The organism is Qipengyuania flavescens, assembly GCF_029688735.1.
Classification (GTDB): Bacteria; Pseudomonadota; Alphaproteobacteria; order Sphingomonadales; family Sphingomonadaceae; genus Qipengyuania.
The window spans coordinates 109,748-129,319 of sequence record NZ_JARULD010000004.1; the positions used below are offsets into that span (position 1 = coordinate 109,748).

Annotated in this window: 19 protein-coding genes; 10 read left to right on the forward strand and 9 right to left on the reverse strand. The window is 64.3% G+C overall.

What is annotated here, in order from left to right; genetic code table 11:
* The first annotated feature begins 98 nt into the window (after window positions 1-98).
* Both P8R33_RS11785 and P8R33_RS11790 read left to right on the forward strand, forming a co-directional pair.
* Window positions 99-548, forward strand: a complete 450-nt coding sequence (locus P8R33_RS11785) for a MaoC family dehydratase (protein WP_278329160.1) — start codon at window positions 99-101, stop codon at window positions 546-548.
* Between the two features lie 56 nt (window positions 549-604).
* Window positions 605-1,783 carry an acetyl-CoA C-acyltransferase gene (locus tag P8R33_RS11790; RefSeq protein ID WP_278329161.1) on the forward strand — a complete coding sequence of 393 codons (1,179 nt, stop codon included), beginning with the start codon at window positions 605-607 and terminating at the stop codon, window positions 1,781-1,783.
* Between the two features lie 71 nt (window positions 1,784-1,854).
* On the opposite strand, the gene P8R33_RS11795 is transcribed toward P8R33_RS11790, so the two are convergent.
* On the reverse strand, window positions 1,855-2,613 hold the full coding sequence (locus P8R33_RS11795; RefSeq protein ID WP_278329162.1) for a head GIN domain-containing protein: 759 nt from the start codon (window positions 2,611-2,613) through the stop codon (window positions 1,855-1,857).
* Window positions 2,614-2,748: 135 nt separating this feature from the next.
* Between P8R33_RS11795 and P8R33_RS11800 the strand changes: the two genes are divergently transcribed.
* Window positions 2,749-3,351: a DUF4126 domain-containing protein gene (locus P8R33_RS11800; RefSeq protein ID WP_278329163.1), complete on the forward strand. Its 603-nt coding sequence runs from the start codon at window positions 2,749-2,751 to the stop codon at window positions 3,349-3,351.
* Between the two features lie 5 nt (window positions 3,352-3,356).
* Here the strand turns inward: P8R33_RS11800 and P8R33_RS11805 are convergent, their stop codons facing one another.
* Window positions 3,357-4,595 (reverse strand): polyhydroxyalkanoate depolymerase, encoded by a 1,239-nt coding sequence (locus tag P8R33_RS11805; RefSeq protein ID WP_278329164.1) that lies wholly within the window; start codon window positions 4,593-4,595, stop codon window positions 3,357-3,359.
* Window positions 4,596-4,857: 262 nt separating this feature from the next.
* Between P8R33_RS11805 and P8R33_RS11810 the strand changes: the two genes are divergently transcribed.
* The 5 genes from P8R33_RS11810 to P8R33_RS11830 all read left to right on the forward strand — a co-directional run bounded on the left by P8R33_RS11810 (window position 4,858) and on the right by P8R33_RS11830 (window position 10,435).
* Window positions 4,858-6,585 (forward strand): ABC transporter transmembrane domain-containing protein, encoded by a 1,728-nt coding sequence (locus tag P8R33_RS11810; protein WP_278329318.1) that lies wholly within the window; start codon window positions 4,858-4,860, stop codon window positions 6,583-6,585.
* 123 nt (window positions 6,586-6,708) lie between these two features.
* A complete protein-coding gene (locus P8R33_RS11815) occupies window positions 6,709-8,853 on the forward strand; it encodes a M13 family metallopeptidase (RefSeq protein ID WP_278329165.1) in 2,145 nt (714 codons plus the stop codon).
* 82 nt (window positions 8,854-8,935) lie between these two features.
* Entirely contained in the window at window positions 8,936-9,745 is an 810-nt protein-coding gene (locus tag P8R33_RS11820) for an undecaprenyl-diphosphate phosphatase (RefSeq protein ID WP_278329166.1), read from the forward strand.
* A 94-nt stretch (window positions 9,746-9,839) separates the two neighbouring features.
* Window positions 9,840-10,094, forward strand: a complete 255-nt coding sequence (locus P8R33_RS11825) for a GlsB/YeaQ/YmgE family stress response membrane protein (protein WP_278329167.1) — start codon at window positions 9,840-9,842, stop codon at window positions 10,092-10,094.
* A gap of 74 nt (window positions 10,095-10,168) precedes the next feature.
* Window positions 10,169-10,435, forward strand: coding sequence for a hypothetical protein (locus P8R33_RS11830; protein ID WP_278329168.1), 267 nt, complete (start codon window positions 10,169-10,171; stop codon window positions 10,433-10,435).
* A gap of 111 nt (window positions 10,436-10,546) precedes the next feature.
* On the opposite strand, the gene phhA is transcribed toward P8R33_RS11830, so the two are convergent.
* Complete coding sequence (phhA, locus tag P8R33_RS11835) at window positions 10,547-11,503, reverse strand: phenylalanine 4-monooxygenase (RefSeq protein ID WP_278329169.1); 957 nt, start codon at window positions 11,501-11,503, stop codon at window positions 10,547-10,549.
* A 59-nt stretch (window positions 11,504-11,562) separates the two neighbouring features.
* Here phhA and ppk2 point away from each other — a divergent pair, with 59 nt between their 5' ends.
* Complete coding sequence (gene ppk2, locus P8R33_RS11840; RefSeq protein WP_278329170.1) at window positions 11,563-12,333, forward strand: polyphosphate kinase 2; 771 nt, start codon at window positions 11,563-11,565, stop codon at window positions 12,331-12,333.
* Here ppk2 and P8R33_RS11845 read toward each other — a convergent pair.
* The 6 genes from P8R33_RS11845 to P8R33_RS11870 all read right to left on the reverse strand — a co-directional run bounded on the left by P8R33_RS11845 (window position 12,330) and on the right by P8R33_RS11870 (window position 17,648).
* The gene (locus P8R33_RS11845) at window positions 12,330-13,199 is read right to left on the reverse strand and encodes an HTD2 family dehydratase (RefSeq protein WP_446532514.1); all 870 of its coding nucleotides are present in this window, start codon (window positions 13,197-13,199) and stop codon (window positions 12,330-12,332) included. The two genes, ppk2 and P8R33_RS11845, sit on opposite strands and share 4 nt — an antisense overlap.
* On the reverse strand, window positions 13,199-14,443 hold the full coding sequence (locus tag P8R33_RS11850) for an acetyl-CoA C-acetyltransferase (RefSeq protein WP_278329171.1): 1,245 nt from the start codon (window positions 14,441-14,443) through the stop codon (window positions 13,199-13,201). The genes P8R33_RS11845 and P8R33_RS11850 overlap by 1 nt, the downstream gene beginning before the upstream one ends.
* Window positions 14,440-15,696, reverse strand: a complete 1,257-nt coding sequence (locus P8R33_RS11855; protein WP_278329172.1) for a CoA transferase — start codon at window positions 15,694-15,696, stop codon at window positions 14,440-14,442. The genes P8R33_RS11850 and P8R33_RS11855 overlap by 4 nt, the downstream gene beginning before the upstream one ends.
* A gap of 148 nt (window positions 15,697-15,844) precedes the next feature.
* A complete protein-coding gene (locus tag P8R33_RS11860; protein ID WP_278329320.1) occupies window positions 15,845-17,005 on the reverse strand; it encodes an acyl-CoA dehydrogenase family protein in 1,161 nt (386 codons plus the stop codon).
* A gap of 26 nt (window positions 17,006-17,031) precedes the next feature.
* Window positions 17,032-17,247, reverse strand: a complete 216-nt coding sequence (locus P8R33_RS11865; protein WP_278329173.1) for a hypothetical protein — start codon at window positions 17,245-17,247, stop codon at window positions 17,032-17,034.
* Window positions 17,248-17,342: 95 nt separating this feature from the next.
* Window positions 17,343-17,648, reverse strand: coding sequence for a hypothetical protein (locus P8R33_RS11870; protein WP_278329174.1), 306 nt, complete (start codon window positions 17,646-17,648; stop codon window positions 17,343-17,345).
* Between the two features lie 124 nt (window positions 17,649-17,772).
* On the opposite strand from P8R33_RS11870, the gene recQ reads away from it, so the two are divergent.
* Entirely contained in the window at window positions 17,773-19,557 is a 1,785-nt protein-coding gene (gene recQ / locus P8R33_RS11875; RefSeq protein ID WP_278329175.1) for a DNA helicase RecQ, read from the forward strand.
* Window positions 19,558-19,572: the final 15 nt, after the last annotated feature.

The following is a 19,572-nucleotide window of genomic DNA, read 5'->3' on the forward strand; positions in this document are numbered from 1 at the left end:
GCGGTTGCGCCTGTCCTGTCCATGCGCCATGAGTCGCGCCGCACGCGCGGCTGCAGAGTCGCGCAAACCCCAGGATTTCGCGAAGAGGAGACGCGTCTATGAGCCCGCAGGAACTGGCAGAGAAAGTCGGCGAGAATATCGGCACCAGCGAATGGGTCGAGATGAGCCAGGAACGCATCAACCAGTTCGCCGATGCGACCGGCGATCACCAGTTCATTCATATCGATGAGGAAAAGGCCAAGATGACGCCCTTCGGCGGCACCATCGCGCACGGCTTCCTGACCCTGTCGATGATCCCCTATCTCGGCGCGAATTCGGACATGCCGAAGATCGACGGGGTGAAGATGGGCGTGAACTACGGCGGCAACAAGACGCGCTTCATCAGCCCGGTCCGCAGCGGCAAGCGCATTCGCGGCCACTGGAAGCTGGTCGAAATGATCGAGAAGCGCCCCGGCCAGTGGCAGCAGACCAGCGAGATCACGATGGAGATCGAAGGCGAGGACAAGCCCGCCCTGATCACCGAATGGATCACCCAGCTTTTCGTCTGATTTCCCCCTCCTCCCCAAGAGGCATCGGACCCCAGTAGCAATTCAAGGAAATACCCATGCGTGACGCAGTCATCGTCTCCACCGCCCGCACCGCCATCGGCCGCGCTTACAAGGGCGGGTTCAACGACACCAAGGGCCCGACGCTCGGCTCCTACTCCCTGAAGCCCGCGATCGAGCGTGCCGGTATCGAAGCCGGCGAAGTCGACGACGTGCTGTGGGGCGCAGCGCTCCAGCAGGGCACGCAGGCCGGCAACCTCGCCCGCCAGGTCGCGCTGCGTGCCGGCTGCCCGATCGGCACCAGCGGCATGACCATCGACCGCCAGTGTTCTTCGGGCCTGATGAGCATTGCCACGGCGGCGAAGCAGATCATCACCGATCGCATGGACGTGGTTGCCGCCGGCGGACAGGAAAGCATTTCGCTGGTCCAGACCAAGGAAATGCGCGTGATGCCCGATCCCGAGCTGATCGCGATGCACGGCGCGATCTATATGCCGATGCTGCAGACCGCAGAAACGGTCGCCCAGCGCTATGGCATTTCGCGCGACGCGCAGGACGAATACGCCCTCCAGAGCCAGCAGCGCACTGCCAAGGCGCAGGAAGAAGGCCGCTTCGACGACGAAATCGTGCCCGTTAGCACCACCCACAAGGTGCAGGACAAGGAAACCGGCGAGATTTCGGACGTCGACATCACCATCGCCAAGGACGAGGGCAATCGCCCCTCGACCACGCTGGAAGGCCTGCAGGGCCTGAAGCCGGTGATGGGCGAAGGCACCACGATCACGGCGGGCAACGCTTCGCAGCTGTCGGACGGGTCCTCGGCCAGCGTACTGATGGAAGCCAAGGTCGCCGAACAGCGCGGCCTCGAACCGCTCGGCCGCTATGTCGGCATGGCGGTCGCCGGGACCGAGCCCGATGAGATGGGGATCGGCCCGATCTTCGCGATCCCCAAGCTGCTCAAGCGCTTCGACCTCAGCGTCGACGACATCGGCATCTGGGAACTGAACGAAGCCTTCGCCGTGCAGGTGCTCTACTGCCGCGACAAGCTCGGCATCGATAACGACAAGCTGAACGTCAGCGGCGGTTCGATCTCCATCGGCCACCCCTACGGCATGACCGGCGCACGCTGCACAGGCCACGTCCTGCTCGAAGGCAAGCGTCGCGGTGCCAAGTACGGCGTGGTCACCATGTGCGTCGGCGGCGGCATGGGCGCAGCGGGTCTGTTCGAGATCTTCTGACGGCGCTCGGCGAGTTTTGGACTTAGGAGGGGAGCGGGCGACCGCTCCCCTTTTTCGTGAGGGCTGCCGCCTCAGCGCCGCCCGATGCGGCCCGAGCCGTTGCGTTCCTGGCGCAGGATGCGCTCCGCCGAACGGTAGCGGATTTCGCCCGAGCCGTTGAGCACGGCATCGAGTTCGCCGACCTGACCGGCTTCGATCGTGCCAGAGCCGTTGATCGTCGCATCCAGCTTACGCAGCGACCCCATACGGATCGCGCCCGAGCCTTCGATGTCGGCATCGACGTAGGACAGTCGCGTGGGGGAAAGGTCGATATCGCCGGAGCCGCCGATCAGCGCGCGAACATTGCTCACGTCGCCGCCCAGCTCGATGTCGCCCGACCCGCCGATCGCAAGGTCGATCGCGCGGGCGTTCCACCCGTCGAAACGCACGTCGCCGCTGGCATTGATTGCGACCGCATCGAGGCTCGGCACCGTAAGCACCGCGCGGATACCGATATGGGTGCGGAAGCTGCCGGTGGTATCGAGCGACAGCGTCCCGCCCTCGCTGCGCGCGCGGACCAGATCGATAAGGTTGTCCTCGGCGGTAATCACCAGCGACCGGTTCGCACCCTGGCGGATGACGACATCGACCGGCCCGTCGATCGCCAACCGGTCGAAGCTGCCGATCGCGCGGCTCTCGGTCATGAGCTCGCCGGAACCGATAAGCTGGGTGTCGCCATAGCCGTAGCTCGAGGCTTTCCATTCGCCCTTGTCGCCTGCGGTTGCGCCGCCGCAGGCTGCCAGCTCTAAGAGAGCGCTGCAGGTCGCAGCCAAAATCGTGAACTTCCTCATTTCAATTCTCCCATATGTTTACAGTTGTAAACGTTACGAGATCGAGGGATCGGCGGTCAATCCGCGCATCGACCGTCCGTCGGGCGACGAATGTCGTTGGACGAAGCGCGCCATTCAGGCTTATGCTGCGCGTCCATGGGCATCATGGAAATCATCGGCATTGCCGGGAGCGTCAGCCTGCTAGCCGGCTGGCGGCTCTATCTTTGCATTTTCGCCACCGGCCTCGCCATGCGGATGGACGTGGTGCCCCTGCCCGAGCATCTCGCCAGCCTCGATGTGCTCGCCAGCCCGTGGGTGATGAGCATCGCCGCGCTGGCTGCCGTGGCGGAGTTCTTCGCCGACAAGGTGATGTGGCTCGATTCGATCTGGGATGCAGTGCACACTTTCGTGCGACCGATCGGCGGGGCGCTGCTCGCACTGGCCATCGTCGATCCGTCGGACCCGGCAGTGCAGGTGATCGCTTTCCTGCTCGGCGGCGGTGCCAGCTTTGCAGCGCATGCGGGGAAAGCGGGCGCGCGCGGCGTGGTCAATGCGAGCCCCGAACCGGTCAGCAATGTCGCCGTATCGACTGCCGAGGACGTGGCGACAGTCGGCCTGCTCTATCTCGCCTACGAATTTCCGCTGATCGCAGCCGGGATCGCGATCGTGCTGCTCGGCCTGACGATCTGGCTGCTGGTCATCGCCCGGCGCATTATCGGCAAGCTGTTCGGGCGCCGCAAGGAACCACCGGTCGCCTGAGCCACCTAGCCATGCGCGGCGATGAATTCCTCGACCACCGGGGCGATTTTCGTGCGCCAGCGGCTGCCGTTGAAGATGCCGTAGTGGCCTGCGCCTTCCGCCATGAAGTAGCGTTTCTTCGACGCGTCGAGACCCGGCGTCAGTTCCAGCGCGGCGCGCGTCTGGCCTAGCCCCGAAATATCGTCGCGCTCGCCCTCGATGGCGAGGATCGCGGTCTCGGCGATATCGCCGAGATCGACGCGCTTGCCGCGATGGGCGAAGGTGCCGTTGGGCAGGGCATGGTCCTGGAAGACGACTTCCACCGTCTGGAGATAGAACTCCGCCGTCATGTCGGCGACGCTGCGATATTCGTCGTAGAAATCCTTCGTCGCCTGCGCGCTTTCCTCGTCGCCTGCGGTGAGGTGCTTGAACATCTCGTAATGGCTCATGAGGTGATTGCCGAGATTCATGCTCATGAAGCCGGCCAGCTGCATGAAGCCGGGATAGACCCGCCGCCCCGCGCCGCGATACTGCATCGGTACGGTCGCGATGACATTGTGGCGGAACCACTCGATCGGGCGGTCCATGGCTAGATCGTTGACCGTGGTCGGCGAACAGCGCGTATCGATCGGGCCGCCCATCATGGTCAGCGTCTTCGGCGTGCACGGATGCCTGTCGCGGTTCATGATCGCAGTGGCGGCGAAGACCGGCACCGACGGCTGGCACACGGCCATCACATTGGTGCCTTCACCGATATGCTCGAGGAAGCCGATCACGTAATCGATGTAATCGTCGAGATCGAACTCGCCCTCGTGCAGCGGGACCGTCTTGGCATCGGCCCAGTCGGTCACGAAGACGCGGTATTTCTGCAGCATCCGCTCCACCGTACCGCGGAGGAGGGTGGCGAAATGGCCGCTCATCGGCGCGACCACCAGCAGGCGGGGCGCATCATCGGGCAGGCTCTCTCGGTAAAATTCCTTCAAGTCGCCGAACGGGCGATTGATGACGGTTGCCTCGATCACCGGATCGGCCTTGCCGTCCACCTCGACCGCCTCGATACCCCAGGCCGGCTTGCCATAAGGCGCGGCGGCATGGGCGAAAACTTCCAGCGCACTCGCAGCGGTCGAGCCCAGGCCCATATAGCCCATCGGGCCAACGTAGTTCATCGGGTTCGACGGGTTGGAGAGCATCTCCGCCCCGATCGAAGCCCAGGCACTGGCGGAATTGAGCCAGCTGCGCTGGAGTTCGTAGGCGTGGTATAACATGTTCGTCCCCTGCTGGCCGGTGGTTCGCCTTTTACCGTGCCGCGACCTGAAAGTCGGGTATCCTGACGTCTGTGCGCCCATTGTGCAATGCACAAGGGAAGGAAATGTGCCAAATGCCGCGTCCGCTGTGGATTTTCGCATCTGCCGCGCTTACGTGAGCCGCATGGACGGGCCCGCCGATACTGCACCGCGGAAAAAGCGGTTGTTCCAGCGCACGCGGCGCGGGGACGAGCAGCAACCCCGCTCGCTCAAGCCGCTGCGCATGGTCTGGCAGTCGGCGAAGCGATACCCCGGCCATGTCGCCCTGGCGATCCTCGCATTGTTCATCACCGCCGGCGCGACCCTGGCCATCCCGGCAGGGTTCAAGATGGTGATCGACCGCGGCTTTGCGGAGGGCGGCAATGCGGACGAAATGCGCTTCTGGTTCCAGTCCCTGCTCGGTATCGTCGGCGTGCTCGCGGTGGGCACGGCGATGCGGTTCTATTTCGTCAGCTGGCTGGGTGAGCGTGTCGTCGCCGACATTCGCCTACGCGTGCAGCGCAACTTGCTGCGACTGGCCCCGGGCTTCTATGAAGAGAATAGCCCCAAGGAAATTTCCAGCCGGATGACCAGCGACACGGCGCTGATCGAGACGGTGGTCGGCACCACGATTTCGGTGGCGCTGCGCAACACGCTGATGGCGATCGGCGGGACCGCCTATCTCTTCTGGCTCGTGCCGAGCCTCACGATGGGATTGTTCTTGGTAATCCCGGCAATCGTCGTCCCGATCACCTATTTCGGACGGCGTCTGCGCAAGGTCAGTCGCACCAGCCAGGACCGCGTGGCCGATATCGGCGCCATGGTGACCGAGGTGCTCTCCGCGATGAAGATCGTGCAAGGCTTCAACCAGGAAAATCGCGAGCACGAGCGCTTCGAGGCCGCCGTCGAGCGGACCTTCATCGTCGCCAAGCGGCGCGTCATCATCCGCGCGATCATGACCGCAGTGGTCATTCTCTGCGTGTTCGGCGGTATCACGCTGCTGGTCTGGCGCGGCGCGGAGGCCGTGGGCGAGGGCACCATATCGGGGGGGACAATAGCCGCATTCGTGCTGACGGCAGGCCTCGTGGCAGGTGCCTTCGGCGCACTCACCGAAGTTTATGGCGACTTGCTGCGCGGTTCCGGAGCGGCGAGCCGCCTGGCCGAACTGCTCGAGGAAACGCCGACCATCACTCCGCCAGCCCGCCCGCAGACCCTGCCGGAGCCGCCACGCGGCAGCCTGTCTTTCCGCAATGTGACGTTCCGCTACCCGACCCGGCTGGAGGCACCGGCGCTGATCGACTTCAACCTCGAAGTCGAGCCCGGCGAAACGGTCGCGATCGTCGGCCCATCAGGGGCGGGCAAGTCGACCATTTTCCAGCTGGCCGAGCGGTTCTACGATCCGCAGGCCGGCTCCATCCGCCTCGATGGCGTGCCGCTGACCGGCGCGGATCCGGCGGAAATCCGCCGCCGCATGGCCTACGTCCCGCAGGAAGGCGTGCTGTTCAGCGCAAATGCGCGCGACAATCTGCGCTATGGCAATTGGGATGCGAGCGATGAGGCGATCTGGTCCGCTGCGCGGGCGGCCAATGCGGCGGAGTTTCTCGAGAAGCTGCCCAAGGGCCTCGATACCTATCTTGGCGAGAGCGGCACGCAGCTATCGGGCGGGCAGCGCCAGCGGCTCGCCATCGCTCGCGCCCTGCTACGCGATGCACCGATCCTGCTGCTGGACGAAGCGACCAGCGCGCTCGATGCGGAAAGCGAGCGGCTAGTGCAGGATGCGCTCGAGCACCTGATGGCGGAGCGCACCACGCTCGTCATCGCGCACCGCCTGTCGACCGTGCGGGCTGCCGACCGCATCGTGGTGATGGAAGACGGACGGATCGTCGAGCAGGGCACGCATGACCAGCTTTCCGCGAACGGCGGGCTTTATGCGCGGCTCGCAAAGCTGCAATTCGCGCTCGAAACCGCCTGATTCCTCGCCCAAAGCGTTGTTTGAGCCGATAAACTGCATCGCACGCGCGACGAAAGCTGTTAGTTGATGATTATCCGATTCCGGCCCCCCGGCCGGGTGACTGCGATTGGGAGACTGCATATAATGATCCGTACCATGCTTGCCGCCGGTGCGAGCGCTCTTGCGCTCGGCCTGGCGACCCCGGCCCTCGCCGACGACCATACCGAAGCCAACATGGCCGAGGAAACCAACGAACTGCCCACCATGAGCTTCGGCGAATGGGGCTTCGATCCGGCGACGCTTTCCCCGGATGTCGATCCGGGTGACGACTTCTTCGCCTATGCGAACCAGGAATGGCTCGACGCCAACCCCCTGCCTGCCGAATTCAGCAGTTTCGGCGCCTTCAACTTGTTGCGCGAAAAATCGACCAGCGACGTGAAAACGCTGGTGGATGAACTGAACGCCAAGGACCCGGCCTCGCTGACTGCGAACGAGAAGCGGATCGTGGCGGTCTACGATTCCTACCTCGATACGGATGCGATCGACGCCGCCGGCATCTCTGCCGCCCAGCCGTATCTGGAGCGTATCCAGGCCGCCGACAGCATCGACGCTCTGCTGACGCTGTGGGCGACGCCGGGATACCCTTCGCCTCTTGGTGGCGGCGTGAATGTCGATGCCAAGGAAACCGATCGCTATTCGGTCTATCTCAGCTCCGGCGGCCTCGGCCTGCCCGATCGCGATTATTATACCGACACCAGCGAGAAGGGCGAAAACATCAAGGCGAAGTACAAGGAGTACCTCACCTTCCTGATGGGCAAGGCCGGTTACGAGGATCCCGCTGCAGCCGCGATGGCGGTTTACGCCTTCGAGGACACCATCGCCCGTACGATTTCGAGCGATCGCGCGGCCAGCCGCAATGTCGACCTGTTCTACAATCCCTTCACTCCTGCCGAACTCGGCGAGCTTGCGGGCGATTTCCCGATCGAGACCTTGATCGAGGCCTCGGGCTTCGGTGAGGCGGATCGCTTCGTCGTGACCAACCTGCGCCCGAGTGCGGAGCGGGCCGAGGAAATCGGGCTCGACGCGGAAGCCATGGCGAAGCTCGGCAAGGGCTTTACCGGCATGCTCGAACTGCTCGGAACGACCGATCTCGCCACGCTCAAGGCATGGACGATCAAGGAATTCCTCGACAACAATGCCGCCATCCTCGGCTCCGACATCGATGAGGCCGACTTTGCGTTCTACGGCACGCTGCTGCGCGGCACGCCGGAACAGCGCCCGCGCTGGAAGCGCGCCATCGGCGAGACGGAAAGCCAGTTCGGCGAACTGCTCGGCGCGTCGTATGTCGAGCGGTACTTCCCGCCCGCCAGCAAGGAAGCGATGGACGAGCTGGTCGCGAACCTGCGCATCGCGCTTGCCGAATCGCTCGCCGAGATCGACTGGATGAGCGAAGCCTCGAAAAAGCAGGCCATGGCCAAGCTCGACAGCTTCGATCCGAAGATCGGCTATCGCGACAATCTCGAGACTTACGAGGGTCTCGATGTGAAGGCGGGCGATCCGCTCGGCAACCGGATGGCGGCGGCGCACTGGGCGTGGCGCGACATGCTCGACAAGCTTGGCGGTCCGATCGACCGCACCGAATGGGGCATGCTGCCGCAGACGGTGAACGCCTATTACAACCCGTTGAAGAACGAGATCGTTTTCCCTGCCGGTATCCTGCAGCAGCCGTTCTTCGGTCCGAATGCGGACCCCGCAGTCAATTACGGTGCGATCGGCGGCGTCATCGGACACGAGATCGGCCACGGTTTCGACGACCAGGGATCGAAGTTCAGCGCTACCGGCGCGCTCGAGAACTGGTGGACGGACGAGGATCGCGCCAATTTCGACGGCCTTACCGATGCGCTGGTGGAACAGTACAACGGCTTCTGCCCGCTCGACGATGGGGAGACCTGCGTCAACGGCCGCCTTACGCTCGGCGAGAACATCGGCGACCTCGGCGGCCTGTCGATGGCCTATCGCGCCTACAAGCTGGCGACCGAGGGCAAGGACGTGCCGGTGATCGATGGCCTGACCGGCGATCAGCGCTTCTTCCTCGCCTGGGCCCAGGTCTGGCGTACGGCCCAACGCGACGATGCGCTGCGCCAGCAGCTGCGCACCGATCCGCACAGCCCGGCCTATTACCGGGTGAACGGTGTCGTGCGGAACTTCGACGAATGGTATGAAGCGTTCAACGTGACACCGGAGGACGATCTCTACCTGCCGCCGGAAGAGCGCATCCGCATCTGGTAACGGCGCGGCTGGCCGCAAAAATATCGAACGGGCGGGGCGGGTCACTTGACTTGTCCCGCCCTTTCTTCATGCACCGGCGGCAATGAACACCACCATCACTGCCATTCTGCTCGGTATTCTCGAAGGTCTGACCGAATTTCTGCCGGTATCGTCGACTGGGCACCTGATCCTCGCTCAAGGGTTTTTCGGCTACGATCCCGCTCAATGGAGCCAGTTCAACGTAGTCATCCAGCTAGGTGCCATCCTTGCGGTTGTCGTGTCCTACTGGTCTTTATTCTGGCGAATGGGCACCGGTTTCCTCAGATGGGAAACGGAGTCGATACGTTTTGTGCGCAATATCGTCCTAGGTTTCGTACCGGCGGCGATCATCGGTTTGCTCGCTAAGGATACCATCGATGTCATGCTCGGGAGCCCGGTGGTTGTTGTTGTGGCGCTGGTCCTGGGAGGCGTCGCCATTCTGGTACTGGAAAAGGTTATCCGGCCAAGCGAAGACACTGGCGTTGCCGCATTGTCCTGGAAGGTTTGTTTGGCAATCGGCTTGGCCCAATGCCTCGCGATGATACCCGGCACCAGCCGATCCGCGTCGAGCATCCTGGGGGCGCTGGCGATGGGGGTGGGCAGGAAGACTGCAGCTGAATTTTCATTCTTTCTTGCGGTTCCGACGATGCTCGGGGCAGCGACGGTCAAGATTTTCGACGAGCCGGCTCTCTTGACAGGCACCGCGGCCATCGGATGGGCGGAAATCGCGTTGGGCTTTACCGCCGCCTTCCTAACGGCTCTGGCAGTCATTCGGCTGTTCGTTGCTTACGTCGCAAAGCACGGCTTTGCTCCCTTTGCCTGGTATCGCATAGTGATCGGTAGCATCGGATTCTACTGGTTCGTCCTCGCGTAAAGCGCCACCGCCGTCGAGTTCGGTCATAAAGTCTGGAACCAAACATGATAGCGAAGCTTATGGTGCTGAATGTAGTCACGAAGGAGCGCCTGACATGGGCCTTCTCATCCTGATCGTCGTTGGTGCCATCCTCGGATGGTTGGCGACGATCGTTCTCAGGATCGAAGACGGCCGCACCATTGCGATGAATGCAGGTGTCGGCGTCCTCGGATCACTGCTCGCCGGCCTTGTTGCCAGCGGCGGTTCCGTGGTCGGTGCGGTCAGCGGCATCGCCCTGTTGTGGGCCGTTGCCGGAGCTGCCGTCGCAATCGGCATTTTCAATTTCGTGCGCCAGCGTGCCTATCAATAAACGATAGACTGCCATCGTACCACGAAAGGAGTCGCCGCATGCTGCAGCGGCTCGCCATTACAAGGGGAATAAACATGAAGTTCAACAAGATTTCGATCGTCGCTTCGGCCGCCGCTCTCAGCCTCGGCCTCGCAGCATGTGACGGCCCGACCGAAGAAGCGATGGAAGACAATGCAGAAATGCAGGAGTCGGAACTCGACGCGCAGGCTGAAGCTATGGAAGACGCCGGTGCTCCGGAAGCCGAAGTCGAAGCTATGGAAGACCAGGCTGATGCCGTGGAAGACCAAGGCGAAGAGATGGCCGACACCGTCGGTGAAGAAATGGACGGCAACGAGATGTAATCTCGCTTGCGAAGTTTTTTCCGGCCGAGCTTTTGTGGTTTGGTCGAAGCCAAACGGCCCCGGAGCGACCCGGGGCCGTTTTCGTTTGTCAAATCGGCTATGCCCGAATGGTCAGACCGCCTCGGCACCGCTCCCGCGCCCGCCGCGTAGCGTATATTCCAGCGTGCCTTCGTTGACCACGTAATCGACGTCGATCACCGCCGTATTGGCATAGGTGAAGCCCGGGCCGAGGCTGCGATAGAGCTTGTCGAAATCGCGTTCCACCGTCTGGCGGTAGAGATCCTCGAAGCTTTCGATAACGAAATAGGTCGGCTGCAGATCGCTGATCACGTAATCGGTGCGCATGACGCGATCGACGTTGAGCATGATGCGGTTCGGGCTCTGCGCCTCGGTCGCATAGACCACTTCCGTCGGCCCCGAGAGGATGCCTGCGCCATAGGCACGAATGTCGCCCGGCGCTTCCTGCAGCAGGCCGAATTCGACCGTGTACCAATATAGCGCGCCCAGCGCCTTCAGCCGGTTGTAGCGCATCGCCTTCCACCCGGCGCGGCCGTATTCCTGCATGTAATCGGCATAGACCGGATCGGTCAGCATCGGCACATGGCCGAACACATCGTGGAAAACGTCCGGCTCCTGGATGTAATCGAAGGTCTCGCGTGTCCGGATAAAATTGCCGGCTGGAAACCGGCGATTGGCAAGGTGCCAGAAGAATACGTGATCGGGGATCAGCATGGGCACGGGCACCACGCTCCACCCGGTGAGCTTGTCCAGCTCTTCGCTCAGCGTGCCGAATTCGGGCACACCGCCGCGCCCGAGGTCGAGCTTTTCGGTGCCCTCCATGAAAGCCGTCGCCGCCCGTCCTGGCAGAACCTTCATCTGGCGGGCGAAGAGATCGTCCCAGATCGCATCGTCTTCGCTGTCGTATTCGGTCTGCTTTGGCTCCAGCCAGTCCTCGCCGACATGCGCGGGCCGCTTGAGCGGAGCGGTGAAAACATCTGCGGGAAGGTCCGGCAGCCGGCTAAAGTCCTGTTCGGAACCCGGCTGTGCGCTATCTGTAAGTGTCGCCATATCGTTGCCGGTGATACTGGGTTTACGTCCTTTGTTCAAACAAAGCCGGAGATCGCCCGATGAAACGCAAGCTATACGAAGCCGCGCTCGATCCGATGGAGGAGGAACTCGTCGGCATGGCCCGCTGGGCGCGCACGACCGGGCAGCGAATCGTGGTGTTGTTCGAGGGCCGCGACACCGCAGGCAAGGGCGGCGCGATCAAGGCGGTGCGCGAACGGCTCAATCCGCGTCAGTGCCGCGTCGTCGCGCTGTCCAAGCCGACCGAGGCCGAACAGACGCAATGGTATTTCCAGCGCTACGTCCAGCACCTGCCGAGCGCGGGCGAAATCGTCCTGTTCGACCGCAGCTGGTACAATCGCGCCGGGGTGGAGAAAGTGATGGGCTATACCTCGCAGGCCGAGGTCGATGCATTCCTGGAACAGGCGCCGGTGTTCGAGAAGATGCTGATCGACGATGGAATCCTGCTGTTCAAGTACTGGCTGACTACCGATCAGGCGAGACAGGAAGAGCGCCTACGCGAACGGTTGGAAGATCCGCTGAAGCGGTGGAAGCTGTCGCCGATCGATCTCGCCGCGCGCGCAAAATACGATGCCTATACGGCGGCGCGCGAGGCCATGCTGGCCGCAACGCACACCGAACATGCGCCCTGGACCCTAGTCGATTTCAACGACCAGAAACGCGGTCGGCTGACGCTGGTGCGCGACCTGCTCGACCGTTTGCCCGACACGCATGTCGAGCCGCCTGCAATCGATTTTCCCGAGCTGGGCCGCGATCCGTCCACGGAAAGCTATTCGGTGCTGAAGTCGATCGCGCCCTATCCGCTGGACTAGGTGAGGCTGGCGCGGGCCTTCAGGCATTCGCGCCCGTCTGCGGCAATCGCGGCGAGTTCGATGCCCGCATCACCCTGTCGCAGCGCCAGATGGAGCGGCTCGTCCGCGATCGCCGGGCTGATCGCTCGGAAGCCGAAGCTGGCGAGGCGATTGTCGCCGAACTCGCGCGCTGCCAATTGCAGCAACAGGCTCGCCATCAGCGGCCCGTGCACCACCAACCCGCGATAGCGTTCCACATCGCGCGCATAGGGCGCATCGTAATGGATGCGGTGAGTATTGAAGGTCAGCGCCGAATAGCGAAACAGCAGGCGGGGATCGGGCACGAGCGTATGATGCGCGTCCCACTTCGCCGGGTCGAATGGATCCCCCGTCGCGGGTGACGGGCTGAGCGGGGCATCGGGTTCCGCCGCCTCGCGATAAACCAGCGTCTGCCGCTCGGTGACCGCCAGCGTGCCGTCGGCGCTGGTACGGTGATCGACGTCGACGAAGACGAGTGTCCCGCTGCGGCCCGATTTCTCCTCGATGGACGCGATCCGGGACACGCGCTCGATCTGTGCGCCGATGGCGACGGGCGCATGGAACTGCATCTTGCTCGCCGCCCACATCCGGCGCGGGAGCGGCACCGGCGGGAAGAAGCTGTCGGCACTGTCGCTGCGCTCGGGGTGACCGTCTTCGCCCAAGTCGGCGGTCGGCGCATCCGGTGTGCAAAGACACAAATGAATGCCCTGCGGCATCGCACCGTCGTCAGGGGCCGGAAGATCGAAGGTGCCCGCCCAGCGCGCCGCGAGCGCCGGGTCGAGCCGGTCGTGCGAGACCTGCTCGCGCCCGAGCCAGGCGGACCAATCCTGCACGGCGGCGTCGCCCATCAGGCCGCGCGTTCGAAGATCGCAGCCATGCCCTGCCCGCCGCCGATGCACATGGTTTCGAGACCATAACGGACTTCGCGCCGCTGCATCTCGTGCGCCATATCGGCAAGGATGCGGATGCCGGTCGCGCCGATAGGATGGCCGAGCGAAATGCCCGAGCCGTTTACGTTCACGATCTCGCGGCGGCTGTCGTCTTCGGCAAAACCCCAGCCTTTCAGCACGGCAAGGGCCTGCGGCGCAAAGGCTTCGTTGAGCTCTATCAAGCCGATATCATCCCAGCCCATGCCGGTACGCTCGAACAGCTTTTCGACCGCCGGCACCGGGCCGATGCCCATGCGGCTGGGGTCGCAGCCCGCCGCGCTCCAGCTGTTAAACCACAGGATCGGTTCGAGGCCGAGCTCCTCGACCTTGTCTTCCGCCACCACGAGGCAGGCTGCCGCAGCATCGTTCTGCTGGCTGGCATTGCCAGCTGTCACGATGGCATCGGGATCGCGCTTCAGATCGATGGCGCGCAATTTGCCGAGCGTTTCCATGTCGGCATCGGCGCGGAACCCTTCGTCCTTAGCGAACACGACCGGATCGCCGCGGCGCTGGGGAATTTCGACCGGCACCAGCTGCTCATCGAACTTTCCCTCCTCCCAGGCCTTGGCGGCGTTCTGGTGGCTGCGTACGGCAAAGGCATCGGAGGCCTCGCGCGAGATATCGTAATCCTTGGCGAGGTTCTCTGCGGTCTCGATCATGCCGGTGATGACGCCAAAGCGCTCGATCGGCTGGCTCATCAGGCGCCCGCGCGTCAGGCGGTCCCACAGCACCATGTCGCCCATGCGCGCGCCCATGCGGGCCTTGGTGGTATAGTGCTCGACATTGGACATGCTCTCGACACCGCCCGCCAGCACGCAATCGGCGACGCCGGTCTGCACCATCATCGCTGCCGTCGCGACGGCCTGCAGGCCGGAGCCGCAGCGCCGGTCGAGCTGGAAGCCGGGCACTTCGATCGGATAACCTGCCGCCAGCCAGCTCCAGCGCCCGATGGCCGGCGCCTCGCCACTGCCGTATCCCTGGCTGAAAACGACATCGTCGACGCGCATCGGATCGACGCCGCTGCGCTCGACCAGCGCCTTGATGATGATCGCGCCCAGCTCCCCTGCCTCGAGCGGGGCAAGCGTGCCGAGGAACTTGCCCACCGGCGTGCGCAGCGGCTTGCAGATGGCGACGCGGCGGAGGGACTGGCTGGATGAGGTCATGGCATGATCCTGGTTTTGGAATAGTCGTGGTTTTCGTCGCTCGGCGCGGCAATGCCGCTGTCCATCAGCTTGCCGATCGCTCCGGAGGAAAGGCCGAGCGTGTCGGCGAGCACCTGTTCGGTATGTTCGCCGAGATAGGGCGCGCGCTGCGGCTCGCCGCGTGGCTTGTCCGGCATGTTGGCGAAGCTGCGGGCGACCGGATAGTCGACGCCGCTCGGATTGTCCGGCGTGCGCCCGAACAACGGATTGTCGCCGACCAGCTGCGGGTCCTGTGCCGCCTCGTACGGCGTGCGATAGCGCTCGTAAGTCGTGCCCGCCGCCGCCATGCGCTTCTCGAGCTCGGCGTAATCGTGCTGGCCGGCGACGGACTGGAACAGGCCGAGCAGCCGGTCGCGGTGCTTGAAGCGCGGCGTGTCGCCATCGGCGAAGCGCACGCCGAGTTCTGCCTCCAGCGCGGCGATCTCGTCTTCCAGTCCGAAGGCTTCGACGATGCCGTGCCATTGCTTGGCAGTCAGCGCCGCGACCATGAAGCGCACGCCGTCGCGCGTAATCATATCGCTGCCGAATGCCCCCCAGATGGCATTGCCCAGCCGTTCCCGGTCGCCGCCGCGGAACAGCATCTCGGCAATCGTGCCGCTATTGGCGAGCGTGCCGATGGCGACGTCACCCAGCGGCACGCGGATTTCCGCGCCTTCGCCGGTGGCGTCACGGTGGCGCAGCGCCGCGAGCAGGGTGAAGGCGCAATAGGCGCCGGTGAGAAAGTCCCACGCCGGCATTAGCTGGTTGACCGGTGGCGCGGTTTCCGGGTCCCAGTCTGCGGGTCCGGTCATTAGCGGATAGCCGCTGGCGGCATTGACGGTGAAGTCCATCGCCTGGCGACCGTCATGCCAGCCCATGATGCGGACGGAGATCATGTCCTCGCGCGCTTTCGCCATGGCGGCGTGATTGAGGAAGCTCTTTTCCGGCAAATTGGTGACGCATTGGCCCACGGCGCTGGCGAGTTCGACGCACAGCTCCCGCCCCTCGCCGCTGCGCAGATCCAGCGCGACCGATTTCTTTGCGCGGTTGAGATTCTCCCACGCCAGCGAACGTCCGTTGTCCGCCAGCATGAAGCGATCGTAATCGAGCCCGCCTGCCTTGTGGTCGACCCGAATGACCTCGGCCCCGAACTGCCCGCAGTACAGGCCCACCGTAGGCGATGCGACGAAGCTGGAGACTTCGAGGACGGAGAGGCCGGAGAGGAAGTCGTACATGGGAGAGTCCTTGTTGCGTGCGGGCTGGACATCCGTCCAGCCCTTGCTGTTCCATCCCGCTCCCCCACCCGGCCACCCACGGCACGGTATTTTATGGGTGGCCGGGTGGGGGAGCGGGACGGAACAGCCGAGCCGTCAGGCGAGCCGATCAGACACTATTCGCGAAATCCCGCATCATGTGCTTGGCGATCTGAAGCTGGAGGATCTGCGTCGTACCCTCATAGATGCGGTAAATGCGCGCATCGCGGAAGAAGCGCTCGGCATCGTATTCGGCGAGGTAGCCCGCGCCGCCATAAACCTGCACCACCCGATCGACCACCCGGCCGCACATCTCGCTGGCGAAAACCTTGAAGGCGGCGGCGTGCTTTACCGTGTTCTCGCCGCGATCGACGCGCGCGGTGACGTCCGCCATCATCGCTTCGGCGGCGTAGATCTCGGTCCAGCTTTCGGACAGCATCTGCTGGATCAGCTGGAAGTTCGCGATCGGTTCGCCGAAGGCCTTTCGCTCACTGGCATAGCGGACCGCGCTGTCGAGGGCGCGGCGGGCATAACCGGTGCTCGCCGCGCCGACCGAGATGCGGCCGTTGTCGAGACTCATCATGGCGAAGCGGAAGCCCTGGCCGGTTTCTCCGCCGAGCAGGGCGTCGCCCGGCACATGCACATCGTCGAGCATGATGTCGGCAATGTGGCTACCTGACTGGCCCATCTTCTTGTCCGGACTGCCGATTGACACGCCGGGCGCATCCATCGGCACGATGAAGGCGCTGACATGCGCGTTCTTGAGCTGCGCGTCCTTTTCGGTGCGCGCCATAATCAGGCCGACATCGGCGTAGGGCGCGTTGGTAATGTAGCGCTTGGTGCCGTTGAGGATCCAGCCGTTGCCGTCGGGATCGGGCTTGGCGAAAGTCGCCATCGCCGCGCTGTCGGACCCGCTACCGGGCTCGGTCAGACCGAAGCAGGCGATCGCGCCTTCGGCGATCTTCGGCCACCATTCGGCCTTCTGCGCATCGGTACCGCCGTTCTTGATCGCCGAATTGAACATGCCGACGTTGATCGAGAAGATGCTGCGGAAAGCAGGGGCGGCATAGGCCATTGTCTGCACGACCTTGGCATATTGCGTAACGTTGAGGCCCGCGCCGCCATAATCCTCCGGCACGGTCAGGCCGAACAGCCCCATCTCCTTCATCTCGTCGATGATCTCCGGCGGCAGCGCATCGTTTTCGATGACGTCCTTTTCCGCCGGGATCAGCCGTTCGCGCACATAACGGTCGAGCTGTTCGAGGAACTGGTCGAAGGTGTCCGGGTCCATCCCCGGATTGTCGGCTGCTGCTACGGTCACTGGGTCGGGGTCTCCTGCGGTGTATCTGTCATGTCGGCTTCGCCCTCCTCGCCCAGTGCGTCGGGCGGCAGGCGGCGCTCGTCGATCATCGAGGCCGCATCGTCGAGCGCTTCGGCCTCGCTGGCCGATATTGCCCGCACGTCCTGCGGCTCGTCGCCAGAGCAAGCGATGAGGGCGGCGGTGCTGCAAAGCGCGAGGGCGAGTCGGATCATACCGCAGCTTTAGCTGCTTGGGGGCGACATGCGAAGAACGTTACGTAACTCCGGCCTGGCGGGGGTGCAGCGTGCCACACCCCCGTGCCGAAAGCTCAATTCTCGAAGTCGTCTTCGCTCATCGCATCCATCGCGGCTTCGGCGGTGGCAGCGGCATTGTCGCCCGCTTCCTGCACCGATGCGGCTTCCGCTTCGGCGGCGGCACCATCGCCGGCGGTGGTGACGGGGTCGGATTCCATCGCGGCCGGGTCTTCCACCGGCTCTTCATCGACGCCCTGCAGCGCCTCGTCGGCGGGGATTTCGACCGTGTCGGCTTCGGCTTCGGTCGATGCATCTTCGGAACTGCCGCAGGCAGTCAGGACGAAAGTGGCGGTCGCAGCCAGGGCGATACGCAGGTTCATGGTGTTGTCTCCTTCTGAAAGCTTTGGATGTCGCAGGGTGTAAAGCGCGACTCTCGCCTACGGAGCAAGGGGAAAATGTCCGCGCGCCGCTTGCGCCTTAGGCCGCAGGCGGCGATCAGGGGATATGGTCGAAACCGCCGTTCCACTGCTCGACTCCGCGCGCGAGCGATTGAAAGCTGTTTTCGGCTTCGACGGTTTTCGCGGGCGACAGGCGGAAGTGGTCGAGCGCGTACTCTCCGGCCAGTCGACGCTGGCGGTTATGCCGACCGGGGCAGGCAAGTCGCTCACCTACCAGCTGCCCGCGACAATGCTGGGCGGTACCTGCGTGGTCATCAGCCCGCTGATCGCGCTGATGCACGACCAGCTGCGCAGCGCGCGCGCCAACGGCATTCGCGCGGCCACGCTGACCAGCGCCGATGCCGACTGGCGCGAAACGCAGGACGCCTATCGCGCAGGCGAACTCGACCTGCTCTATGTCGCGCCCGAACGCGCCAGCCAGCCAGCCTTCCGCGACTTCCTGGGCGCCGCCCCGCTAGCGCTCTTCGCGGTGGACGAGGCGCATTGCGTCTCCGAATGGGGGCACGATTTCCGCCCGGACTATCGCATGCTGCGCGGATTGATGGACGCCTTTCCGGACGTCCCGCGCCTCGCGCTGACCGCCACTGCCGACAGCCAGACCCGCCGCGACGTGATGGCCCAGCTGGGCATTCCCGACGGCGGGCTCGTGCTGGCGGGCTTCGATCGGCCGAACATCCGTTACGCCATTCGCCTTCGCGACAATCCGGTGCGCCAGCTCGCCACGCTGATGGCCGAGCAGCCGGGGCCGGGCATCGTCTATGCGCCGACCCGCCGCAAGGTGGAGGATCTCGCCGGGAAGCTGGGGGCAGCGACGGGCAGGCCGGTTCTGCCCTATCACGCCGGGCTCGATCCGCAGACCCGCGCTGCCAACCAGGCCGCCTTCGTGGCGAGCGAGGACATGGTCATCGTCGCGACGGTCGCTTTCGGCATGGGGATCGATAAGCCCGACGTGCGCTTCGTCGCGCATGTCGGCGTGCCCAAATCGATCGAAGGCTATTACCAGGAGACGGGCCGCGCCGGGCGGGACGGCGATCCGGCCCGCGCGACGATGTTCTGGGGGGCAGGCGATTTCGCCACGGCGCGCCAGCGGCTGGCCGAGGTAGACGAGGCGCGGCGCGGGGCGGAGATCGCGCGACTCAATGCGCTCGCCGGACTGGTCGAGACCGCCGAGTGCCGCCGCGCCGTCCTGCTGCGGCATTTCGGCGAGGACCCGCCGGCCGAATGCGGCAATTGCGACAATTGCCTCGAGAAACCCGGCGTCACCGATGTGACCGAGCTGGCGCGCAAGCTGCTTTCCGCAGTGTATCGCACGGGCCAGAGCTTCGGCATGGGGCATTTGCAAAAGGTCCTCACCGGAAGCGAAGACGAGCGGGTGCGCCAGCGCGGGCACGACCGCCTGAGTGTGTTCGGCATCGTGGAAGGCGAGGATGCGCGCCTGCTCCAGCCGGTGGCGCGGGCCTTGCAGGCACGCGGCGATCTCGTCGCGACCGAACATGGCGGGCTCGCACTCGGCGGATCGGCGCGCGCGATCCTGAAGGGGGAGGCCGAGGTGGAGATCGTTGTCCCGCCGAAGCGCAGCAAGCGGCGGCGCGGCGACAGCACGCCCAACCCGGTCGGCGATCCCCTGTTCGACGCGCTGCGCGAATTGCGCCGCGAGCTGGCGATCGAAGGGCAGGTCCCGCCCTATGTGATCTTCCACGACGCCACTTTGCGCGAAATGGCTGCGCAGCGTCCGGCATCGCTGGCCGCGCTAGGCCAGCTGCCGGGTGTCGGGGCGAAGAAGCTCGAAGCCTATGGAGAGCAGTTCTTGCGCACCATCGCACGCCATTGACGAGCCAATGCTGGC